We start from the raw sequence: 15,653 nt of genomic DNA on the forward strand, positions 1-15,653 counted from the left end.
CATGCAAAAGACCCTGCTACCCCTCATTGCCGCAGCAGCCCTGCTGGCACCCGCCCTTCAAGCCTCGGCCGCAGGCACCTCCACCTTGAGCTTCCAGCAAGGCCTCAACGGCTATGCCGGCACCCAGGACGCGCACATTCGCAGCAATGAAACCAGCGGCGGCGATAGCCGCAACACCAACTACGGCGCACTCGCCTCGCTGAGCATCGACGGTGACGATGGCAGCCCAGGCGCCAAGCCCAACCAGGGCTTGATCCGCTTTGAGCACTTGTTCGGCAGCGCAGCCGGCCAGATCAAGGCCAGTGACACCATCGTGTCCGCTACCTTGAAGCTCAATGTCTTCGATCCCGGCAGCGGCTTCACCGTGCATCGCCTGCTGAGCGACTGGAGCCAAGCCAAGGTCACCTGGAACTCGCTGGGCAATGGCGTGCAACTCAATGGCGTGGAGGCCGAGGCCGCCGTGCTGGCCAGCTTCGGGGCCAATAACGGGAACGCCAATGTCAGCAATGGCTGGTTGAGCATCGACCTCACCCAGTCGCTGATCACCCAGCAAGGCCAAGCGCAGGCCGCTTTTGGCTGGTTGCTCACACCCTATTTGGCTGGCACCAACGGCGTGGACTTCCACAGCAGCGAATCCAGCAGCGCCGCGCTGCGCCCGCTTCTGGAAGTGAATGTGGTGTCCAGCGTGCCCGAACCGCAAGCTTGGCTGCTGATGGCTGGCGGCCTGCTGGCACTGGTGAACCTGAAACGCTCGCGAAAAGCCTGAGCGATAAACAAAACCCGAGCCAGAGCCCCTTCCGGCAGCATCAGCCGATGCCCGGCGCGGGTGGCTACAAAGGCAGGGCGAATGGGCTGTAGTGCCCCCCGCCCTGTCTTGCGCCCCTGGCGGCTCAGTCGTAAACCGACTTCTCCGCCCGGCGCGCCAAGACCGCAATGGGCGGCGCCCAGCGCTCGCCGCGCGCCTTTTTGCTGGTCACCAAGGTGATCTCGGACGGCTCAAACACCTCCACGTTGTGGGTGATGGGCGTGGTCAGCAAATACTGGGCGCGGGTGGAGCGCAGGAAGTGGCCCACCAGCTGGATATTGCGCACATCCAGGTGGGCAAAGGGTTCGTCGATGAAGACGAAGCCGCCGGCGCTGTCATCGTCCTTCATCAGGCCCACCAACAAGATCAAGCTCTTGAGCACCTGCTGGCCGCCCGAGGCCTCGCCGTCGTTGAGGCCGACCTCGCCCTTGCCGTCGAAGTTGAAGCGCACTTGCAGGCCGGCTTGCGCCAGGACCATATCGTCGTTGTCCAGATGCGGCAGCTCGGCCACGGCGATCACGCCGGCCAGCTCGCCCAGCTCCTGCACATTCTTTTTGTAGCGGCGCACGGTGGCGCGCAGCACGTCGATATAGCGCTCGCGGGCGTTGAAGGCGGCGATGCGGGCCATCTCATTGCTGGCGCGTCGGTCGTCGAGCTGGGCGGTTTGTTCCAGCACGGCCACGCTCATGCGTGCGTGGCGGTCTTGCACCTGCGGGTCGGTTTCCCACACGCCGTTGTCCAGCTCGGCCTGCACATGGCGGCCGGCAATTTCGGCCTGCTTGGCGTTCTCAAACTCGTCGCGCAAGGCTTGCACGGTGGCCGCCTGAACCCAGCTCGCGGGGAAGTTGGCCCGCGCCATTTTCGAGGCCTTGGCCGCCTGCGCCAATTCGGCACGGCGGGCGCCATGCTCGCGCTGCACGCGGCCGACATTGTCCTCGCTGGCTTTCAGCGAGGCTTGGGCGGACTCGTAATCGCGTTCGCTCCGGGTGTGCTGCGTGAGCGCACGGTCATGCTCGGCCTCCAGCGCCGACATGCGGGTCGCGGCCTCGATGCGGGCCTGCTTGAGCGCGGGCAGGCGCTCGCGGCAGGCGGCGAATTCGTCCGCCCGCTCACCCAGCTCTTGGGCAGCTTTGTGGCCTTGGGCGGCGCGTTGCGCGTCCTTGAACTGGCGCTCCACCTCGGCCTGTTCCTTGGCCAAGCGGGTCAGCTCGGCGTCGTAACGGGCCAGCTCGCTTTCCAGCGCTTTGCGGCGCGATTCCAGCGCGGAGACGCCGAACTGGAACTCACGCGGCTCCACCCACAGGCTGCGACCGCCACGGCCGTCGCGGTAATAGGCGTCGGGCGTGATCCACTCGCCGCCGGCCTTGGCGCCGGCCTCGGTGTCCTTCACGCGGCGGATGGCGCCGAGCTGGCGCAGCAGCCAGGCCGGCAGCTTGGCATTGATCTTCAGCGCGGCCAGCAGCGAATCCGGCGGCACCGAGCTGGGCAAGCTTTCAGCTTCGGCCACCACGTAATGCCGGTAGCGCTCGCGCGAGGCCAGGGCGAAAGCGTGCGATTCGTCCTTGGCGTTTTGCAGCACCACCACCCAGCGTGAGGGCCGCAACATGCCTTCGGCGGCGGCACGCCAGGCTTCGTCGGCAATGTCGATGCAATCGGCCAGCACATGGTGGTGAATGCCAGCATCGTCGAGCGCGCGGCGGAAGCGTGTCACCTCCACCGGCGGCGGCGGCAGGCGTTGGCCGCTCAGGGCCTCCAGCGCGGCCTGGGCCTTTTTGCTTTGGTCGTTGGCGCGGGTGAAGCTTTCGCGCAGGCTGTGCTGGCGGCCGCTCAAGTCCTGCACGCGCTGGGCCAGTTCCTGCGCATCGGCTTCCACGGCGGCCAGGGTGCGTAGCTCTTCCTCGCGCTTGGCCAGCAACTCCATCGGCCGCTCGGCCTCGCGGGCGGCGTCGAAGGCCAGGCGATTTTGCTTGCGCTCTTGCTCGATCTCGCTCAGGCGCGTCTTGGCCTGGGCCGAGCTTTCAAACAGCTTGAGCAGATCGGCGCGGCGCTGCGCCAGGGTGTTCTCGTCGGCGCGCGCGAACAAGCGCTGGCGATGCAACTCGCGCAGGCCCTGGGCGGTACGCTGGCGGGCTTCGCTCCACTGCAGCACCGGCAACACCTCGGTGGCCAGGCGCTCACGCTCGCGCAGGCGCAGCTGGTACTGCTGGTAGCTGGTGACGCGGTTAGACAAATCAGACAGTTGCGCCTGCGTGTGCGACAGCTCATGCGTCGCCTGCTCAACTTCCTTGAGCAGATGCTGCTGATGGCTGCGGGCTTGGTCGTAACGGTCCAGCACTTCCTGGTCGCCAAACACCTCGAACACCAGGCGCAGCAATTCCTTTGGTGAAAGCTCGCACAGGCGGTCGGTCTGGCCCTGCTCCAGAGCCAGCACACGGCCGATGGCGCGGGTCAGGCCGGCAGCTTCCAGGCGGCGGCGCCAGGCTTCGATGCCCATCCAGTCTTTCTCGCCCTTCTCGGCCACGGCTTCCACCTCGGCCACGCCGTCCAGCATCATGTAGCGGCGCTGCCAGTCGCCACCATGGCGCTCGATGCGGCAGACCAGGGTCACCTGATCGGCATACAGCAGCGAGCTGGCAAAGGGCCGCGAGCTGTTCTGGCGCCCACGCGGGCGGTTATCCACCAGGGCGCGCAGCCAAGCGGTTTCGGCGTTAGCGTGGCGGGCATAGGTTTTGTAGGTGCGCCCGCCCGAGCATTCCAGGCCCAGCAAGGTGCGCATCGCGTCGAGCAGTGTGGTCTTGCCCGAGCCGTTCGGGCCGGCGATGGTGATGATGGCGCCGTCCAGCGGCATGGTGACGCGCTGGATATAGTCCCAATGCAGCAGTTCGAGAGATTGCAGGTGAAACATCGATCAGGACTCGCTATCGGATTCTGGTTGGATTTCTTCTTCCGGCTGGCGCAACGTGGCCAGGGCCGGCGCCACCAGCGGGTCGGTGCTGCGCGCCAGCACATCGCCCAGCGCGCCGTCAAGAATGCGCGGCGCCAGGGTGTCGTAGTCCAGCAGCAGGTCCAGCAGCGGGCCTTCGGCAATGTCTTCCCCGCGCCGGGTGATGAAGCCGTTGCGCTCCAGCAGCTTGAGGTTGGAGTCCAGGCGCATCTTCTTGCCCAGCTGGTTGCCAAAGTCGGCCAGCAGGCTGCGGTAGGAAATCGTCGGGCTGACGCTGATGGCCATGGGCACTGGCTTGTCGGTGGCAAAGAACTCGCCCTGCCCTTCTTCCTTGGCCTCGGCGCGCGCCACCTGGCGCTGGCGCTTGGGCAACACAATCAGCGACCACAGCACCACCAGCAAGGCCACGCCGTCGCGCGGCAAGTCCAGATTGTTGTTGGCAGCCAAGCCGGTTTCGCCGAACACGGCGGCTTCCGCCGGGCGCAGCATGGCCAGGCTGATGTGGTCGGCGTAGAGGTTGTCGATCACCCGCAGGCCTACGGCGGCGAGGCGCTCACCCAGCGCGGTCCAGATATCGGTGTCGATCAAGGCGCGGCGCACCAGCGGGTGGCTGCGCGGCAGCCAGCGGCGCGCCAGCAATTGCGCCGCCAGGGCGGCAGCATCGTCCAGGGCTGAACTACTACTCATTCGGATTTGTCCTCGTTCTTCTCTTGCAGCGCCGGGTCGGCAGCAGCGGCGGTGCTGCGCAGCACGCCGGTACTCATCCAGGCGATGTGCTCGTCGTCAATCTCACCTTGCTCGGCCGACCAATGCACGCGCCAGGGTTGGCGCGCCATGTCACCGGTGGCGCCGCTCAAATGCTGGGCCTGCGGGTCGCCCAACAATGGCAGCAGCTGGGCGCGGTAAGAGGCGCGGGCATAACTGCCCCCCAGCACGGCGGGGGCCAGGTCTTGCTCGACCTCACCGGCCTCGCTCCAGCGCGCCAGCAAGGCCTGCATCAAGCCCATCTCGGGCGGCAAGCTCATCACCGCAAGCTCGCCCAGGGCGGCGGCCTGCGCACTGGGCAAGGCCTCGGGCACGGGCGGCTTGGGCCGGTCACGCTCGAACTCGGCCTCGGTGGTGTCCAGCAACTCATGCTGGGCCACAAAGATCGGATGCACCGGGCGCGACAAAGCGCCCAGGCTGAGGTTTTCCAGGAAATGCACGCCCTGCAACCAGCGCCGCACATCGGTGGTGGTGATGCCGGTGGAGCCAAGCGTGACGCGCTGGCGATCGGCCTGCTGCAGCGCACGGTTGAACTGGCTGGCCATGGCTAGCAAGCGCGCCTGCGCCAGGCCCAATTCGCGCGCCAAGCGCTCCAGCTTGGCATTGCCCTGCTCTTGCGCCTGCACCATGATGGCCGAGAGCGCCTCGCTGGCCTTTTCCACCAAGCTGAGCGCACGGCCGAATCGTTGGCGGGCACGGCGCAGATGGAACTCGGAACCGCTGGCAATGGCATCGGCAAACTCGTCGTACAAACGCGAGAGCTGGGCCTGCAAATGCTGCAGCTGCGCCGCGTCCAGGGTGCCCAGCTGGTGGGCGCCGGTGACGTTGGTCAGCAAGGCGCTCAAGTCGGCGTCTTGCGAGCTGGCCGTGACCAGGGGCGTCAGCACGCCCAGCAACTGCTGGGCCAGGGGCGTGACGCCGTATTGCTGATTGGAGGCATCCCACAGCAGCAGCTCGGCCTCGCGCAGGCGCTTGAGCACCAGCTCGAGCGGCTCGTCGCGCAACATGTGGAAATGCAGATTGAAGGTTTCGCGGCTGATGCGCGAGGCCGGCATGGCCATCACTTCCATGAACACCCACACCCGCAGCTTGACCAAGCTGGCCGGGCCGTGAAACAGCGCACGCAGCGCTGCCGTCAAGGCGTCTTGCCGTTCTAGTTGCCAAAGGAGCTGCGCCTCATTGGGCGCAGCGGCATCGCGAAAAAAATCTTCAAAGCGAGCTTCGTCTTCGCTCGCTGGGTGGTTGGGCTCCCGCATGGGCTGGATTATCCCCGCTCCCACCAGGCCCGCAGCCATGGCGAGCAGATCAAGACGAACAAGACCCAATTGGCCACCACGGTGAACCAGAAAACCCGCCGAAAGTCCGGCTTGGCAGACTTGTGCCGCAGCAGATGCTGGGCCAGCAAGGCCCCGGGCCAGCCGCCGGCCAGGGCCAGCAGATGCAAGGTGTTTTCCGCCACCCGCCATTGGTTACGCGCAGCGGCTCGCTTGTCACCGAAATAGACGATGAAGGTGGCCATGCTCAGCGCCATGTACAAACCCCACACGCCGGGCCGCAGGCCCCAGGCGATGTGGCAGGCCAAATAGAAGGCGGCAAAAACCGGCACCAACCACAAATGATTGGCGCTGCGCCGCGCGGCAGCGGGCTTGGGTGCCAAAGCCTTGGTGGCCAGGGGCCGCACCTTAAGCGCGCGCTTCTTGCCTTGGGCATCGTGGCCGACCTCAAAACTCAGGGCCATGCCCTGCCGGGGCCGCTCTTGCTGCAGCGCGAAAGCCTTGACATGGACGAAGAGCTTGGGCGCACCGTCCCGGGGGGTGATAAAGCCATAGCCTTTGGCGTCGTCCCATTGACTCAGCAGTCCTTCAAATCGCATTGCCACGCCTCGCATCGCCCAGCCTCACCTCAATTCACTCAACAAGAGTGCCATCCCCCAACGAAAAAAAGCCCGCTTACGCGGGCTTTTCTCAACCTTCAGGAGGCAATCTTATCAGCGACCGAAGCCGCTGCGACGCGGGGCGCCGCTCGGCGGGCCAGCGCGCTTGGGGCCGCGCGAATCGAAGCCACCTGGGCGACGATCGCCGCCGAAACTGGGCTTGTCACCGAAGGCAGGACGGTCATTGCGGGGAGCAAAGGCCGGCTTGTCGCCGAAGGCGGGGCGATCGTTGCGGGGGGCGAAACCACGGTTGTCGCCTTGGCCGCCACGGTTGTCGTAGCCACCACGGTCATTGCCACGGTCGAAAGCAGGACGGTCATTGCCAAAAGCAGGACGGTCGTTGCCGAAGGCCGGGCGGGCATCTTGACGGAAGTCGCCGCCACGGGGAGCAAAGCCCTCCGGACGCGGGCCGCCTTCACGCACAAAAGGCTTGCCGCCATCGCGATGGAAGCTGGGCTTGCCGCCGAACTTGTTGCCACCGCCGCCAAACTTGTTGCCGCCGAAGCCAGGCTTGTTGCCCCAGCCAGGACGGGGACCACGGTCTTCAAAACCACCGGCGCCAGCAGGCCGAGGCGGGAAGATACGCGGTTCTTGCGTCTTAGGCTCCAAGCCTTCGATTTGTGCCGAAGGAATGGTCTGAGTCGTGAACTGCTGAATGCGACGGATCATGGACACGTCATCACGCGTGGCCAGGGTCACGGCCAGGCCGGAGCGGCCAGCACGGCCGGTACGGCCGATGCGGTGCACATAGTCCTCGGCCTTCATCGGCAGACCGTAGTTGATCACGTGGCTGATGGTGGGCACGTCGATACCGCGGGCGGCCACGTCGGTGGCAACCAGCACGCGCACTTCGTGACGGCGCAGAGCCATCAGCACGCGGTTGCGGCGGCCTTGCGGCATGCCACCGTGCAGCGGGGCCACGGCATGACCCAACTCTTGCAGGCGCTCGGCCAGCCAGTCAGCATCACGCTGGGTGCTGGTGAAGACCAGGGCTTGGTCAACATCCTTGTCGGCCAGCAAATGCTCAAGCAACTGGTCCTTGTGGTTGTTGTTGTCAGCCCAGTGCAGACGCTGGGTGATGTTCTCGTGGGTGTCGGTGTGCGAAGCCACGTCGATACGCTGCGGGTCACGCATCAGGTCTTGAGCCAAGCGGCCCACATGGCCAGCGAAGGTGGCGCTGAACATGACGGTTTGGCGCTCGGCCGGGATGCGGTCAGCGACGAACTTGATGTCGTCGATGAAGCCCATGTCCAGCATGCGGTCGGCCTCGTCCAGCACCAGGGTCTCGACGTTGTCCAGCACGCACTTGCCGGATTGCAGGTGGTCCATCAGACGGCCAGGGGTGGCGATCAGGATGTCCAGCGGGCCGCTCAATTGGCGGATCTGCAGGGCGTAAGGCATGCCACCCAACACGGTGGCGATCTTCAGGCCGGGCACATGACGGCCGTAGGTCTGAGCCGCCTTGGCCACTTGCATGGCCAACTCACGGGTGGGGCACAGCACCAGCACGCGGGGGCCGTAGTTCTTGCCACGCACACGCTCTTGCTGAACGGCACGGCTGGCAATGATCTTGCTCAGGGCGGGCAGCGTGAAAGCTGCAGTCTTGCCGCTACCGGTGCGGGCGGAAACCATCAGGTCCTTGCCAGCGATGCCGGCGGGGATGGCCAGGGTTTGAACTTCAGTCGCGGTTTCGTAACCGGAATCCTTGACGGCACGCAGAATGGACTCGTGCAGGCCTAGATTTTCAAATGTCATAACTTCTTTCAACATGGCTGTGCCCTGCCTGCCAATATTGCAGACGAGCGCACATGCTTGAGTACGCCAATGATGGAGACGCATCAAGCCAATAATGTCGCTGGGAGAAAGCTCGCGTCGTGCGCCAGGTCTTGCGAGATCGGCAAAGCAAAGCTTGGCCGATGGGTGCCTGGGGCGGCGCCGGGGGAACAGTCAAAGCGACGGCATCGCCGCCGACCGAACCCGAAGGGCGCTCAGCGCATCACCCGGTGAGGGTGCTCAGCAAAGCATTCGATATGAATGTGTTTGCTGTCACTGCGCACAAGCTTCGTAAATGAAGAACTTGGGCAGCGGCCTGAACATAGGTCAGAGGAGACGTACGAATTACCTGGAACAGAGCGGGTGTCATGACCCCCAGGCAAGACCGCAACTATAGCACACTAGGGTTTCCACGGGAGACTTTTTTACAAGCAGATGACGACAAGGCCCCCGAGCGCGCATTTCTGCACGCTCGGGGGCCTTGGGGCTTGCTGCTGCCCTGGGCCTGATTGGCTGGCCAAGGCGGGCTTGGCGGCCATCAGACCCAGCGAAGCTTACTGCGCCTCGGGCAGCATCAAAGCCAGCGCCTGCATGAAGGCGCGCAGCTCTTCGCCTTGCATCAAGCGGCGGGCGATGTCGCCGTCCAGGCTGCATGGAGGCAGCTCGGGCAGGCGATCCAGCGCCAGCAACATCTGCTGCTCCAGTCCCGGCTGCGCAATCAGCTGAATCATCGGCAAGCCAGCCGAGTCTTCGCGGCTGGCGCTGGCCAGGCGCTGCTCCAGCAAGGCTTCGCCCCAAGGCAGTTCCAAATTGATCAAGCCCAGGCCGAGGTCCGCCGCAGCGCCCTCTCCTGCCGCATCAATGTGAAGGTCCAGACCGGCCGCGGCAGCGTCGCTGCACAGCAGGATTTGCAGGCTGGCGTCATCGCGCCAGCGGCGGGCTTGATGTTGGCGCTGCACCAGGCTCTGGCCGTCGTGCAGATGCAGCAGCTTGAAGCCGGCCGCCTGCAAGGGCGCCACCGCCAAAGCCAAGGCATCGTCCCACTGGCAGAACAGCACCAAGCGCGCCGCGGCGCGGCCCAGCAGTTCACGCGCCACCTCAACCACCGCCGCCAGCTTGGGGCTAGCCAAATCAGCGCCATCAGCAGAGGCATCAGCAGAGACCACAGCAGAAGCGCCAGCCAACAACTGCGGGCTGATCGCCACGCGGCGCAGGGCTTGCAACTGCTGGGTGATCTGCAGCAACTCGGCGTCAGACACATAGTCGCTGCGCTGCCAGCGCTGCACCGCACGGCGCAGGCCTTGCCACAGGCCGGCCTGCGCATCTTGCTGCTGCGCGCTCATGCTCACCTTGCGCAGTTGCAGCAAGGCGGGAGGCAGCGTGGCCAACAAGTCGGCGCGGCTGCGGGCGAACATCAGGCGCTCCAGCGTTTGATCCAGCGCATCCAGGGCCACAAAGCCCTGCACGCGACCTTCTTGGTCACGCTTGGCGTGGTAGCTCAGGAAGCGGGCATAAGGGCCGCTGCGCTGGCGATCCAGCAACTCCACCAGGGGCAACAAGGCCTTGGGGCGCTGATTCAAAAGCTCGCCGCTCAAGAGCAGCAAAAAGCCCTGATCCAATTGCTTGAGCTGGCTGAGCATCTGCTCGTCCAGCAGCGCCGCGTCGTCCACGATGATCAACTCGGGCGCGAAGGCCTGCAGCGGGGTCAGGTCTTGCGTCAGCGCCGCATGCGAGGCGATGCCGATCTCAGCCGCGCTTGGCGCCGCGCCGGCCTGCAGCATCTGCACGCCGCGCGGGCTCAAGGTCTGCGCCTCGGCTTGCCAGCGTGGCAAGCCGGCAGCCTCAGCCAGCACCAGCACGCGCTCCACACCCATATGGCGCATCAGCAATTCGGCCGCAGCCAAGGCTTGTGCGTGCAGGCCCAGACCCAAGTCATCGGCCACCAAGCTGCGCCCGGCGCAGACGGCAAACAAGGCCGCTTCCAATTGATAGATAGGCAGGGGCAGCTTGAGCAAGCCATGCAGCGCGGGGCTGGCCAGGCCTTGCGGATAGGCTTGCTCCAGGCGTTCCACGCGCTGGGCGGCGTCACGGCGATGGGCCAGCAAGGGCCACACGCCCTCTTCCACCCGCAAATCATGGCCCAGCGTGGCAGCCAGATTTAGCAACTGGCTCAGCGCACCGGGCGCCTCGGCACGCAAGCGGCCGTTTTCGTCAAGCATTGCTTGGGCAGCCTCCGCCAGCGCATCCGGGCAGGCACGCCCCTGGCGCCAACGCAGCTGACGGCGCGCACCAAAGCGCAGCAAGACTTCGCTGTAATCGGCATGCCAACCTTGGCGCAGCACTTGCGCGGCCTCGGGCTGGCTCAGGAGTTCGTCCAGCACGAAGTCGATGTGCTCGCAAGCACCGCGGTTGCTGAAGGCAAAGCCTGCGCAGCTGCAGCGGCAATCGATGGCCTGTGCGCCATGCACTGTCACTTGCCAATGCGCGGCCGCATCGCTCAAGGACGTGACGCGGTAGGCGCCGAAATGGCTGCTGGCATCCTCGGCCTGCAGGCTAAAGCGCGCGGGGGCCTTGGGCGGCTGGGGCGCTGCCACCGGGGCGGAAGCCGGTGCCGCAACGGGCGCGGCAGCGAGCTGCGTCTGCTTGTCGGCTTGCTTGGCAGCGGACTTGCCCTTGGGTGCTGCGCCTGTGGCGGACGATTTGGGCTTTGCAGGGCTGACAGCGGCCGGTGCAGCAGCTTGGGCCTTGGGCTTAGCCTTGGCTTTGGACGGAGCGCTGGGTGCTGGCGCAGGCGCGGCGACCGGCGCAGCGGCCACAACAGCCGCCACCGCGGGCTTGGCAGACTGCTTAGCTGCTGGCTTCTTTTTCGCAGGCACTGCCGCAGCTTCGGGCACCACAGGCGCGGCGGACTTCTTCGCCGCCGTCTTCTTTGAAATCGGCTCGACGGCCTTGGTGGTCGCTTTCTCAACCGGCTTCTTCACAGCCGCTTTGACCGGAGCCTTTGCTAGCGCTTCCACCGGTGCCTTTGCCATAGCCTTCACAGCCGTTTTCACTGCCTTGACGGGCGCTGCCGCAGCGGCCTTTTTGCCTGCAGCAGTTGTCTTGGCGGGAGCGACTGCAGCCACAGCCTTCTTTTTGGCCGGCGCTTTCACCGCAGGCGTCGCTACCGACGCAGCCTTGACCTTGGCTGCTGCCGCCTTGACGGGCGCTGCGGCCTTCACCGCCGCAGGCTTAGCCGCTGCCTTTGCGGCCGGCTTGGCGCTGACAGGAGCAGCCACAGGGCTCGCCGCCTTGCTCGCGCGTTTGGCGGGTGCCGCTGCAGGGCTGGCCTTGACGGTCTTCTTCGCCGGGCTCACCGCCTTTGCGGCAGGCTTGGACTCAACCGCCTTCACAGCTCTAACTGCTTTGGCAGTTGGCTTGGCCTCTGCCTTGGCGGCAGTGCTTGGCTTGGCTGCGGTCTTGCTGGCCGTTGGCTTCTTGGCTGCGGTGGCGGGCGCGGCAGTGGTCTTGGCACTGCTGGCGGCGGATTTCTTGGAGGCTGTAGCCATGAGATGTCGTATTCGGTGAGGATGGGCGTGGCGGCTAGCAATCGCCGCCCAGCGCATCCGGGCTGCCCAGCAGGCTGGCTTGACACCAGCCGCGCAGGCTATTGATAAAGGCAAGGTCTTGGGCGCGGCACAGATCGCTTTTCAGCAAACGCGCTTCACTCACGCGCCCCAGATGCAGGAGTTCTTCTCGGTAAACGCCGGGCAGCAGCCCGGCTTGCAAATGCGGGGTCAACCAGCGACCGTCCAACTTCACGGCGATATTGCCGAAAGTGCATTCGGTCAGCTCGCCGTCTTCGTTCCAAAGCAGCACGTCGAAGGCCTGAGCCGGCTTGGTGCTGGTAAAAAAATCATAGGCTTCGCGCCGCGTGGTTTTGTGTTGAAGAAATTCAGCGCCGGGGCCGCGCGTTGCGACGGCTTGCTCAGCGAGCGCGAGTATCACGCAATTCGGGGTCTGCGGGAGCGCAGTCAGCTCAACATGCACACGCCCTTGTTCGCCAAGCGTTGCTCGCACACGCCACTGGCCTTGCGGATTTTGCTGGGCCACGGCCTGCAACGCCGCCCGCAACTCCGCCTGATTCAGCCGTAAGCCGAAGTGCTGGGCCGTGCGTTGCATGCGGGCGATATGGCCGTTCAGACGCAGCAACTCGCCGTCTTGCAAGCGCAGGGTTTCCAGCGCCGCCACCGGCGCCTGAGCGCGCAGCAGGAAACGCGACTTGGCGCGCCACTCCGCAACTTCAGCCATCGCCTGCGAATCGAGCGTGATGGCGCTGCCCACACTGGCGCGCAGCGTCGATCCCCCGCCCTCGCTATCGAGCTGAGCTTCCACCGTACGAATCGGCACATTGAAGGTGGCCACCCCGCCCGGCTGCAGCAGGCCCAGGGCGCCGCAATACCAGCCGCGAGCCGCGGGCTCCAGCTCGGCAATGATTTGCATGGCGCGGATCTTGGGCGCACCGGTCACCGAACCACAGGGGAACAGCCCGGCGAACAACTCGGACAAGCGCAGCTTGGGCCGGCTCACCGCCGTCACGGTGGAAGTCATCTGCCACACCGTTGGCAAAGCGTGCAGCTCGAACAATCGCGGCACCCGAACGCTGCCCAGCTGGGCGACCCGGCTGATGTCATTGCGCAGCAGGTCGACGATCATCAAATTCTCGGCCCGCTCCTTCTGGCTGGTGTGCAGATGGGCTTGTGCCGCCTCGTCCTCCACCACATCGCGGCCGCGCGCCGCTGTGCCCTTCATGGGCTGTGCTGCGAGCAACCAGGAACTGGCTGCCCCCGGCACCGGCCGCCAGTCGAAAAACAATTCCGGCGAGACGCTGGCCACGCCGGCATCACGCAGAAAAATCGAGAAGCCGCCCGGCTGGGCGCGGTGCAGGGCCAGAAAGTAGGCGGCCAAGTCCACGCCCTCGGCCAGCGCGGAATACAGCGGCGTGGTCAGATTGACCTGATAGCAGTCCCCGGCGCGAATCCACTCGCGGATGCGTTCGATCTGCGCGCATTCGTCTAGCTCGCTCTGGCTGTCTTGCCAGTCTTCACAGCGGCGTGTGGCGGCCTTTGCACCGTTGACCGTGTTTGCAGCGCCGTCCTCGGGCCAGGGCTCGGGCGCAGTCTCGAAAACTGCAAACTCGGCCAGGGGCAAGGCCGTGTCACGCACGCACAGCGCCGCATCAAAAGCCGAAGCGGCTTCGTAGCGCAGGCCGCCCAGCACCCAGGCGCCAGCGCGGCTGGCCGCATGCGCCTCGTCCAGCACCGCGTTCAACTCGGCAGGCGCATGGGCGCGCAGCCAACGGGCTGGCGGCGCGTAGAAGGCACCTCGCACGCGCTCCCCGTCCTCCCGAGCCAGCGGATGGCGAGGGAAGTCAAAGGCAGCGTGCAGGGTCTGCGGCGGCAAAGCGACGGCGGGAGCTTCGGGCGTCAGGTCAGACGACATGGCTGGCCTCAATGCCCGGCTCAGAGACTGAGGAAATGCTCGCGGTAATAGGCCAGCTCGTCGATGGACTCGGTGATGTCGGCCAGCGCGGTATGGGCTTGCGCCTTCTTGAAGCCGGCCAGCAGCTCGGGCTTCCAGCGCTTGGCCAATTCCTTCAGGGTCGAGACATCCAGATTGCGGTAGTGGAAGAAAGATTCCAGCGCCGGCATGGTCTTGGCCAGGAAGCGGCGGTCTTGGCAGATGCTATTGCCGCACATGGGCGACTTGCCGGCTGGCACATATTGCTTCAGGAAGGCAATGGTCTGGGCCACGGCCTCGTCCTCGGTCACGGTGGAGGCTTTGACACGGTCGATCAGGCCGCTGCGGCCATGGGTGCCCTTGTTCCAGGCGTCCATCTTGTCCAGGGTTGCATCGCTTTGGTGGATGGCGAACACGGGGCCTTCCACGCGCTGAGTCAAATTCGCATCGGTCACCACCACGGCAATCTCGATGATGCGGTCGGTCTCGGGGTTGAGCCCGGTCATTTCCAGATCGATCCAGATCAGGTTTTGTTCATTCAGGGCCAGCGCGGGCGCGGCGCTGTCGTTGTCGGTATCGGTCGTGATGCTCATGGGGGCAGGTGTTTCGCGGAGACTTTATGTGGCCGGTATTGTCGCAGCCCTACACTTCGGACCATGCTTTCATCCCTGAACCCGCAATTTCTGGCCTTGGCATTCGCCATCGCCCTGGTGCTGACCCTGCTGGCCAAGTTCTGGCTGACCGGCCGCCAAATCCGCCATGTGGCCCAGCACCGCAACGACGTGCCGGCCGCATTCGCCGCCACCGTGCCCCTGGCCGCCCATCAAAAAGCCGCTGACTACACCATTGCCCGCAGCCGCTACGGCCTGCTGAGCCTGGCCTTCAGCAGCGCCGTGCTGCTGGGCTGGACCCTGCTGGGCGGCTTGCAGGCGCTCAACACCCTGCTGACACCGCATTTCAGCGGCATGGGCTATCAGCTGATGCTGCTGCTGAGCTTTACCCTGATTGGCGCCCTGCTGGACCTGCCCTGGGAGCTTTACAACACCTTTGCGCTGGAGCAGCGCTTTGGCTTCAACCGCATGACGCTGAAGATGTATGTCGTCGATGCGCTAAAGGGCATGCTGGTCGGCGCCGTCATCGGCCTGCCGATTGCCGCCTTGATTCTGTGGCTGATGGGTGCTGCCGGCAGCCTGTGGTGGCTGTGGGCCTGGGGCGCCTGGATGGGCTTCAACCTCTTGATTCTGGTGCTATACCCGACCGTGATTGCGCCGCTGTTCAACAAGTTCGAACCCCTGCCTGACGACAATCTGAAGGCCCAGGTCGAGACCCTGATGCAGCGCTGCGGCTTCAAGGCCAAGGGCTTGTTCGTGATGGACGGCAGCCGCCGCTCGGCCCATGGCAACGCCTACTTCACCGGCTTCGGCCCGGCCAAGCGGGTGGTGTTTTTCGACACCTTGCTGGAGCGCCTGAACGGCGCCGAGGTGCAGGCCGTGCTGGCCCATGAGCTGGGGCACTTCAAGCACAAGCATGTCACCAAACGCATGGTCTTGATGTTTGCCATCAGCCTGGCCGGCTTCGCCCTGCTGGGTTGCTTGTCGGCCCAGCCCGGCTTCTATCTGGCCTTCAATGTGCAGCCGAATATGACGGCACCCAATGACGCCCTGGCCCTGCTGCTGTTCTTGCTGGTGGTGCCGGTGTTCGGCTTTTTCTTCACCCCGCTGGGCAGCTATTTCTCGCGCCGCGATGAGTTCCAGGCCGATGCCTATGCCTGCGCCCAGGCCAGCGGCGCCGATCTGGCCTCGGCCTTGCTGAAGCTGCACGAGGACAATGCCGGCACGCTGACGCCCGACCCGGTCTACGCCCGCTTTTACTATTCGCACCCGCCGGCCAGCGAGCGCCTGGCGGCCCTGTCACAAGCCTGATGAAGCAGCCCC

Annotated in this window: 10 protein-coding genes; 2 read left to right on the forward strand and 8 right to left on the reverse strand. The window is 65.3% G+C overall.

What is annotated here, in order from left to right; genetic code table 11:
- Position 1: 1 nt before the first annotated feature.
- A complete protein-coding gene (locus AABB87_RS04390; protein ID WP_341970085.1) occupies positions 2 to 766 on the forward strand; it encodes a DNRLRE domain-containing protein in 765 nt (254 codons plus the stop codon).
- Positions 767 to 890: 124 nt separating this feature from the next.
- Here the strand turns inward: AABB87_RS04390 and AABB87_RS04395 are convergent, their stop codons facing one another.
- From AABB87_RS04395 to orn, 8 genes are all read right to left on the reverse strand, one after another.
- A complete protein-coding gene (locus AABB87_RS04395; protein WP_341970087.1) occupies positions 891 to 3,710 on the reverse strand; it encodes an ATP-binding protein in 2,820 nt (939 codons plus the stop codon).
- A gap of 3 nt (positions 3,711 to 3,713) precedes the next feature.
- Complete coding sequence (locus tag AABB87_RS04400) at positions 3,714 to 4,436, reverse strand: hypothetical protein (RefSeq protein ID WP_341970089.1); 723 nt, start codon at positions 4,434 to 4,436, stop codon at positions 3,714 to 3,716.
- A complete protein-coding gene (locus AABB87_RS04405; RefSeq protein WP_341970091.1) occupies positions 4,433 to 5,770 on the reverse strand; it encodes a hypothetical protein in 1,338 nt (445 codons plus the stop codon). Before AABB87_RS04405 ends, AABB87_RS04400 begins: the two co-directional genes overlap by 4 nt.
- An 8-nt stretch (positions 5,771 to 5,778) precedes the next feature.
- Positions 5,779 to 6,387 (reverse strand): cold shock and DUF1294 domain-containing protein, encoded by a 609-nt coding sequence (locus AABB87_RS04410; RefSeq protein ID WP_341970093.1) that lies wholly within the window; start codon positions 6,385 to 6,387, stop codon positions 5,779 to 5,781.
- Between the two features lie 114 nt (positions 6,388 to 6,501).
- Positions 6,502 to 8,202: a DEAD/DEAH box helicase gene (locus AABB87_RS04415; RefSeq protein WP_341970095.1), complete on the reverse strand. Its 1,701-nt coding sequence runs from the start codon at positions 8,200 to 8,202 to the stop codon at positions 6,502 to 6,504.
- 572 nt (positions 8,203 to 8,774) lie between these two features.
- Positions 8,775 to 11,768, reverse strand: a complete 2,994-nt coding sequence (locus AABB87_RS04420; protein WP_341970097.1) for an SNF2-related protein — start codon at positions 11,766 to 11,768, stop codon at positions 8,775 to 8,777.
- 34 nt (positions 11,769 to 11,802) lie between these two features.
- Positions 11,803 to 13,701 (reverse strand): chorismate-binding protein, encoded by a 1,899-nt coding sequence (locus tag AABB87_RS04425; RefSeq protein WP_341970098.1) that lies wholly within the window; start codon positions 13,699 to 13,701, stop codon positions 11,803 to 11,805.
- Between the two features lie 20 nt (positions 13,702 to 13,721).
- Positions 13,722 to 14,312 (reverse strand): oligoribonuclease, encoded by a 591-nt coding sequence (gene orn, locus AABB87_RS04430; protein WP_341970100.1) that lies wholly within the window; start codon positions 14,310 to 14,312, stop codon positions 13,722 to 13,724.
- 63 nt (positions 14,313 to 14,375) lie between these two features.
- Between orn and AABB87_RS04435 the strand changes: the two genes are divergently transcribed.
- Positions 14,376 to 15,641, forward strand: a complete 1,266-nt coding sequence (locus AABB87_RS04435) for a M48 family metallopeptidase (RefSeq protein ID WP_341970101.1) — start codon at positions 14,376 to 14,378, stop codon at positions 15,639 to 15,641.
- Positions 15,642 to 15,653 lie beyond the last annotated feature (12 nt).

It is taken from the genome of Roseateles sp. PN1, assembly GCF_038419725.1.
Classification (GTDB): Bacteria; Pseudomonadota; Gammaproteobacteria; order Burkholderiales; family Burkholderiaceae_C; genus Paucibacter_A.

Excerpts from the sequence above, each read along its gene's own strand:
- AABB87_RS04390 (WP_341970085.1), top strand. The coding sequence starts at position 2 with ATGCAAAAGACCCTGCTACCCCTCATTGCCGCAGCAGCCCTGCTGGCA.
- AABB87_RS04395 (WP_341970087.1), bottom strand. The coding sequence starts at position 3,710 with ATGTTTCACCTGCAATCTCTCGAACTGCTGCATTGGGACTATATCCAG.
- AABB87_RS04400 (WP_341970089.1), bottom strand. The coding sequence starts at position 4,436 with ATGAGTAGTAGTTCAGCCCTGGACGATGCTGCCGCCCTGGCGGCGCAA.
- AABB87_RS04405 (WP_341970091.1), bottom strand. The coding sequence starts at position 5,770 with ATGCGGGAGCCCAACCACCCAGCGAGCGAAGACGAAGCTCGCTTTGAA.
- AABB87_RS04410 (WP_341970093.1), bottom strand. The coding sequence starts at position 6,387 with ATGCGATTTGAAGGACTGCTGAGTCAATGGGACGACGCCAAAGGCTAT.
- AABB87_RS04415 (WP_341970095.1), bottom strand. The coding sequence starts at position 8,202 with ATGACATTTGAAAATCTAGGCCTGCACGAGTCCATTCTGCGTGCCGTC.
- AABB87_RS04420 (WP_341970097.1), bottom strand. The coding sequence starts at position 11,768 with ATGGCTACAGCCTCCAAGAAATCCGCCGCCAGCAGTGCCAAGACCACT.
- AABB87_RS04425 (WP_341970098.1), bottom strand. The coding sequence starts at position 13,701 with ATGTCGTCTGACCTGACGCCCGAAGCTCCCGCCGTCGCTTTGCCGCCG.
- orn (WP_341970100.1), bottom strand. The coding sequence starts at position 14,312 with ATGAGCATCACGACCGATACCGACAACGACAGCGCCGCGCCCGCGCTG.
- AABB87_RS04435 (WP_341970101.1), top strand. The coding sequence starts at position 14,376 with ATGCTTTCATCCCTGAACCCGCAATTTCTGGCCTTGGCATTCGCCATC.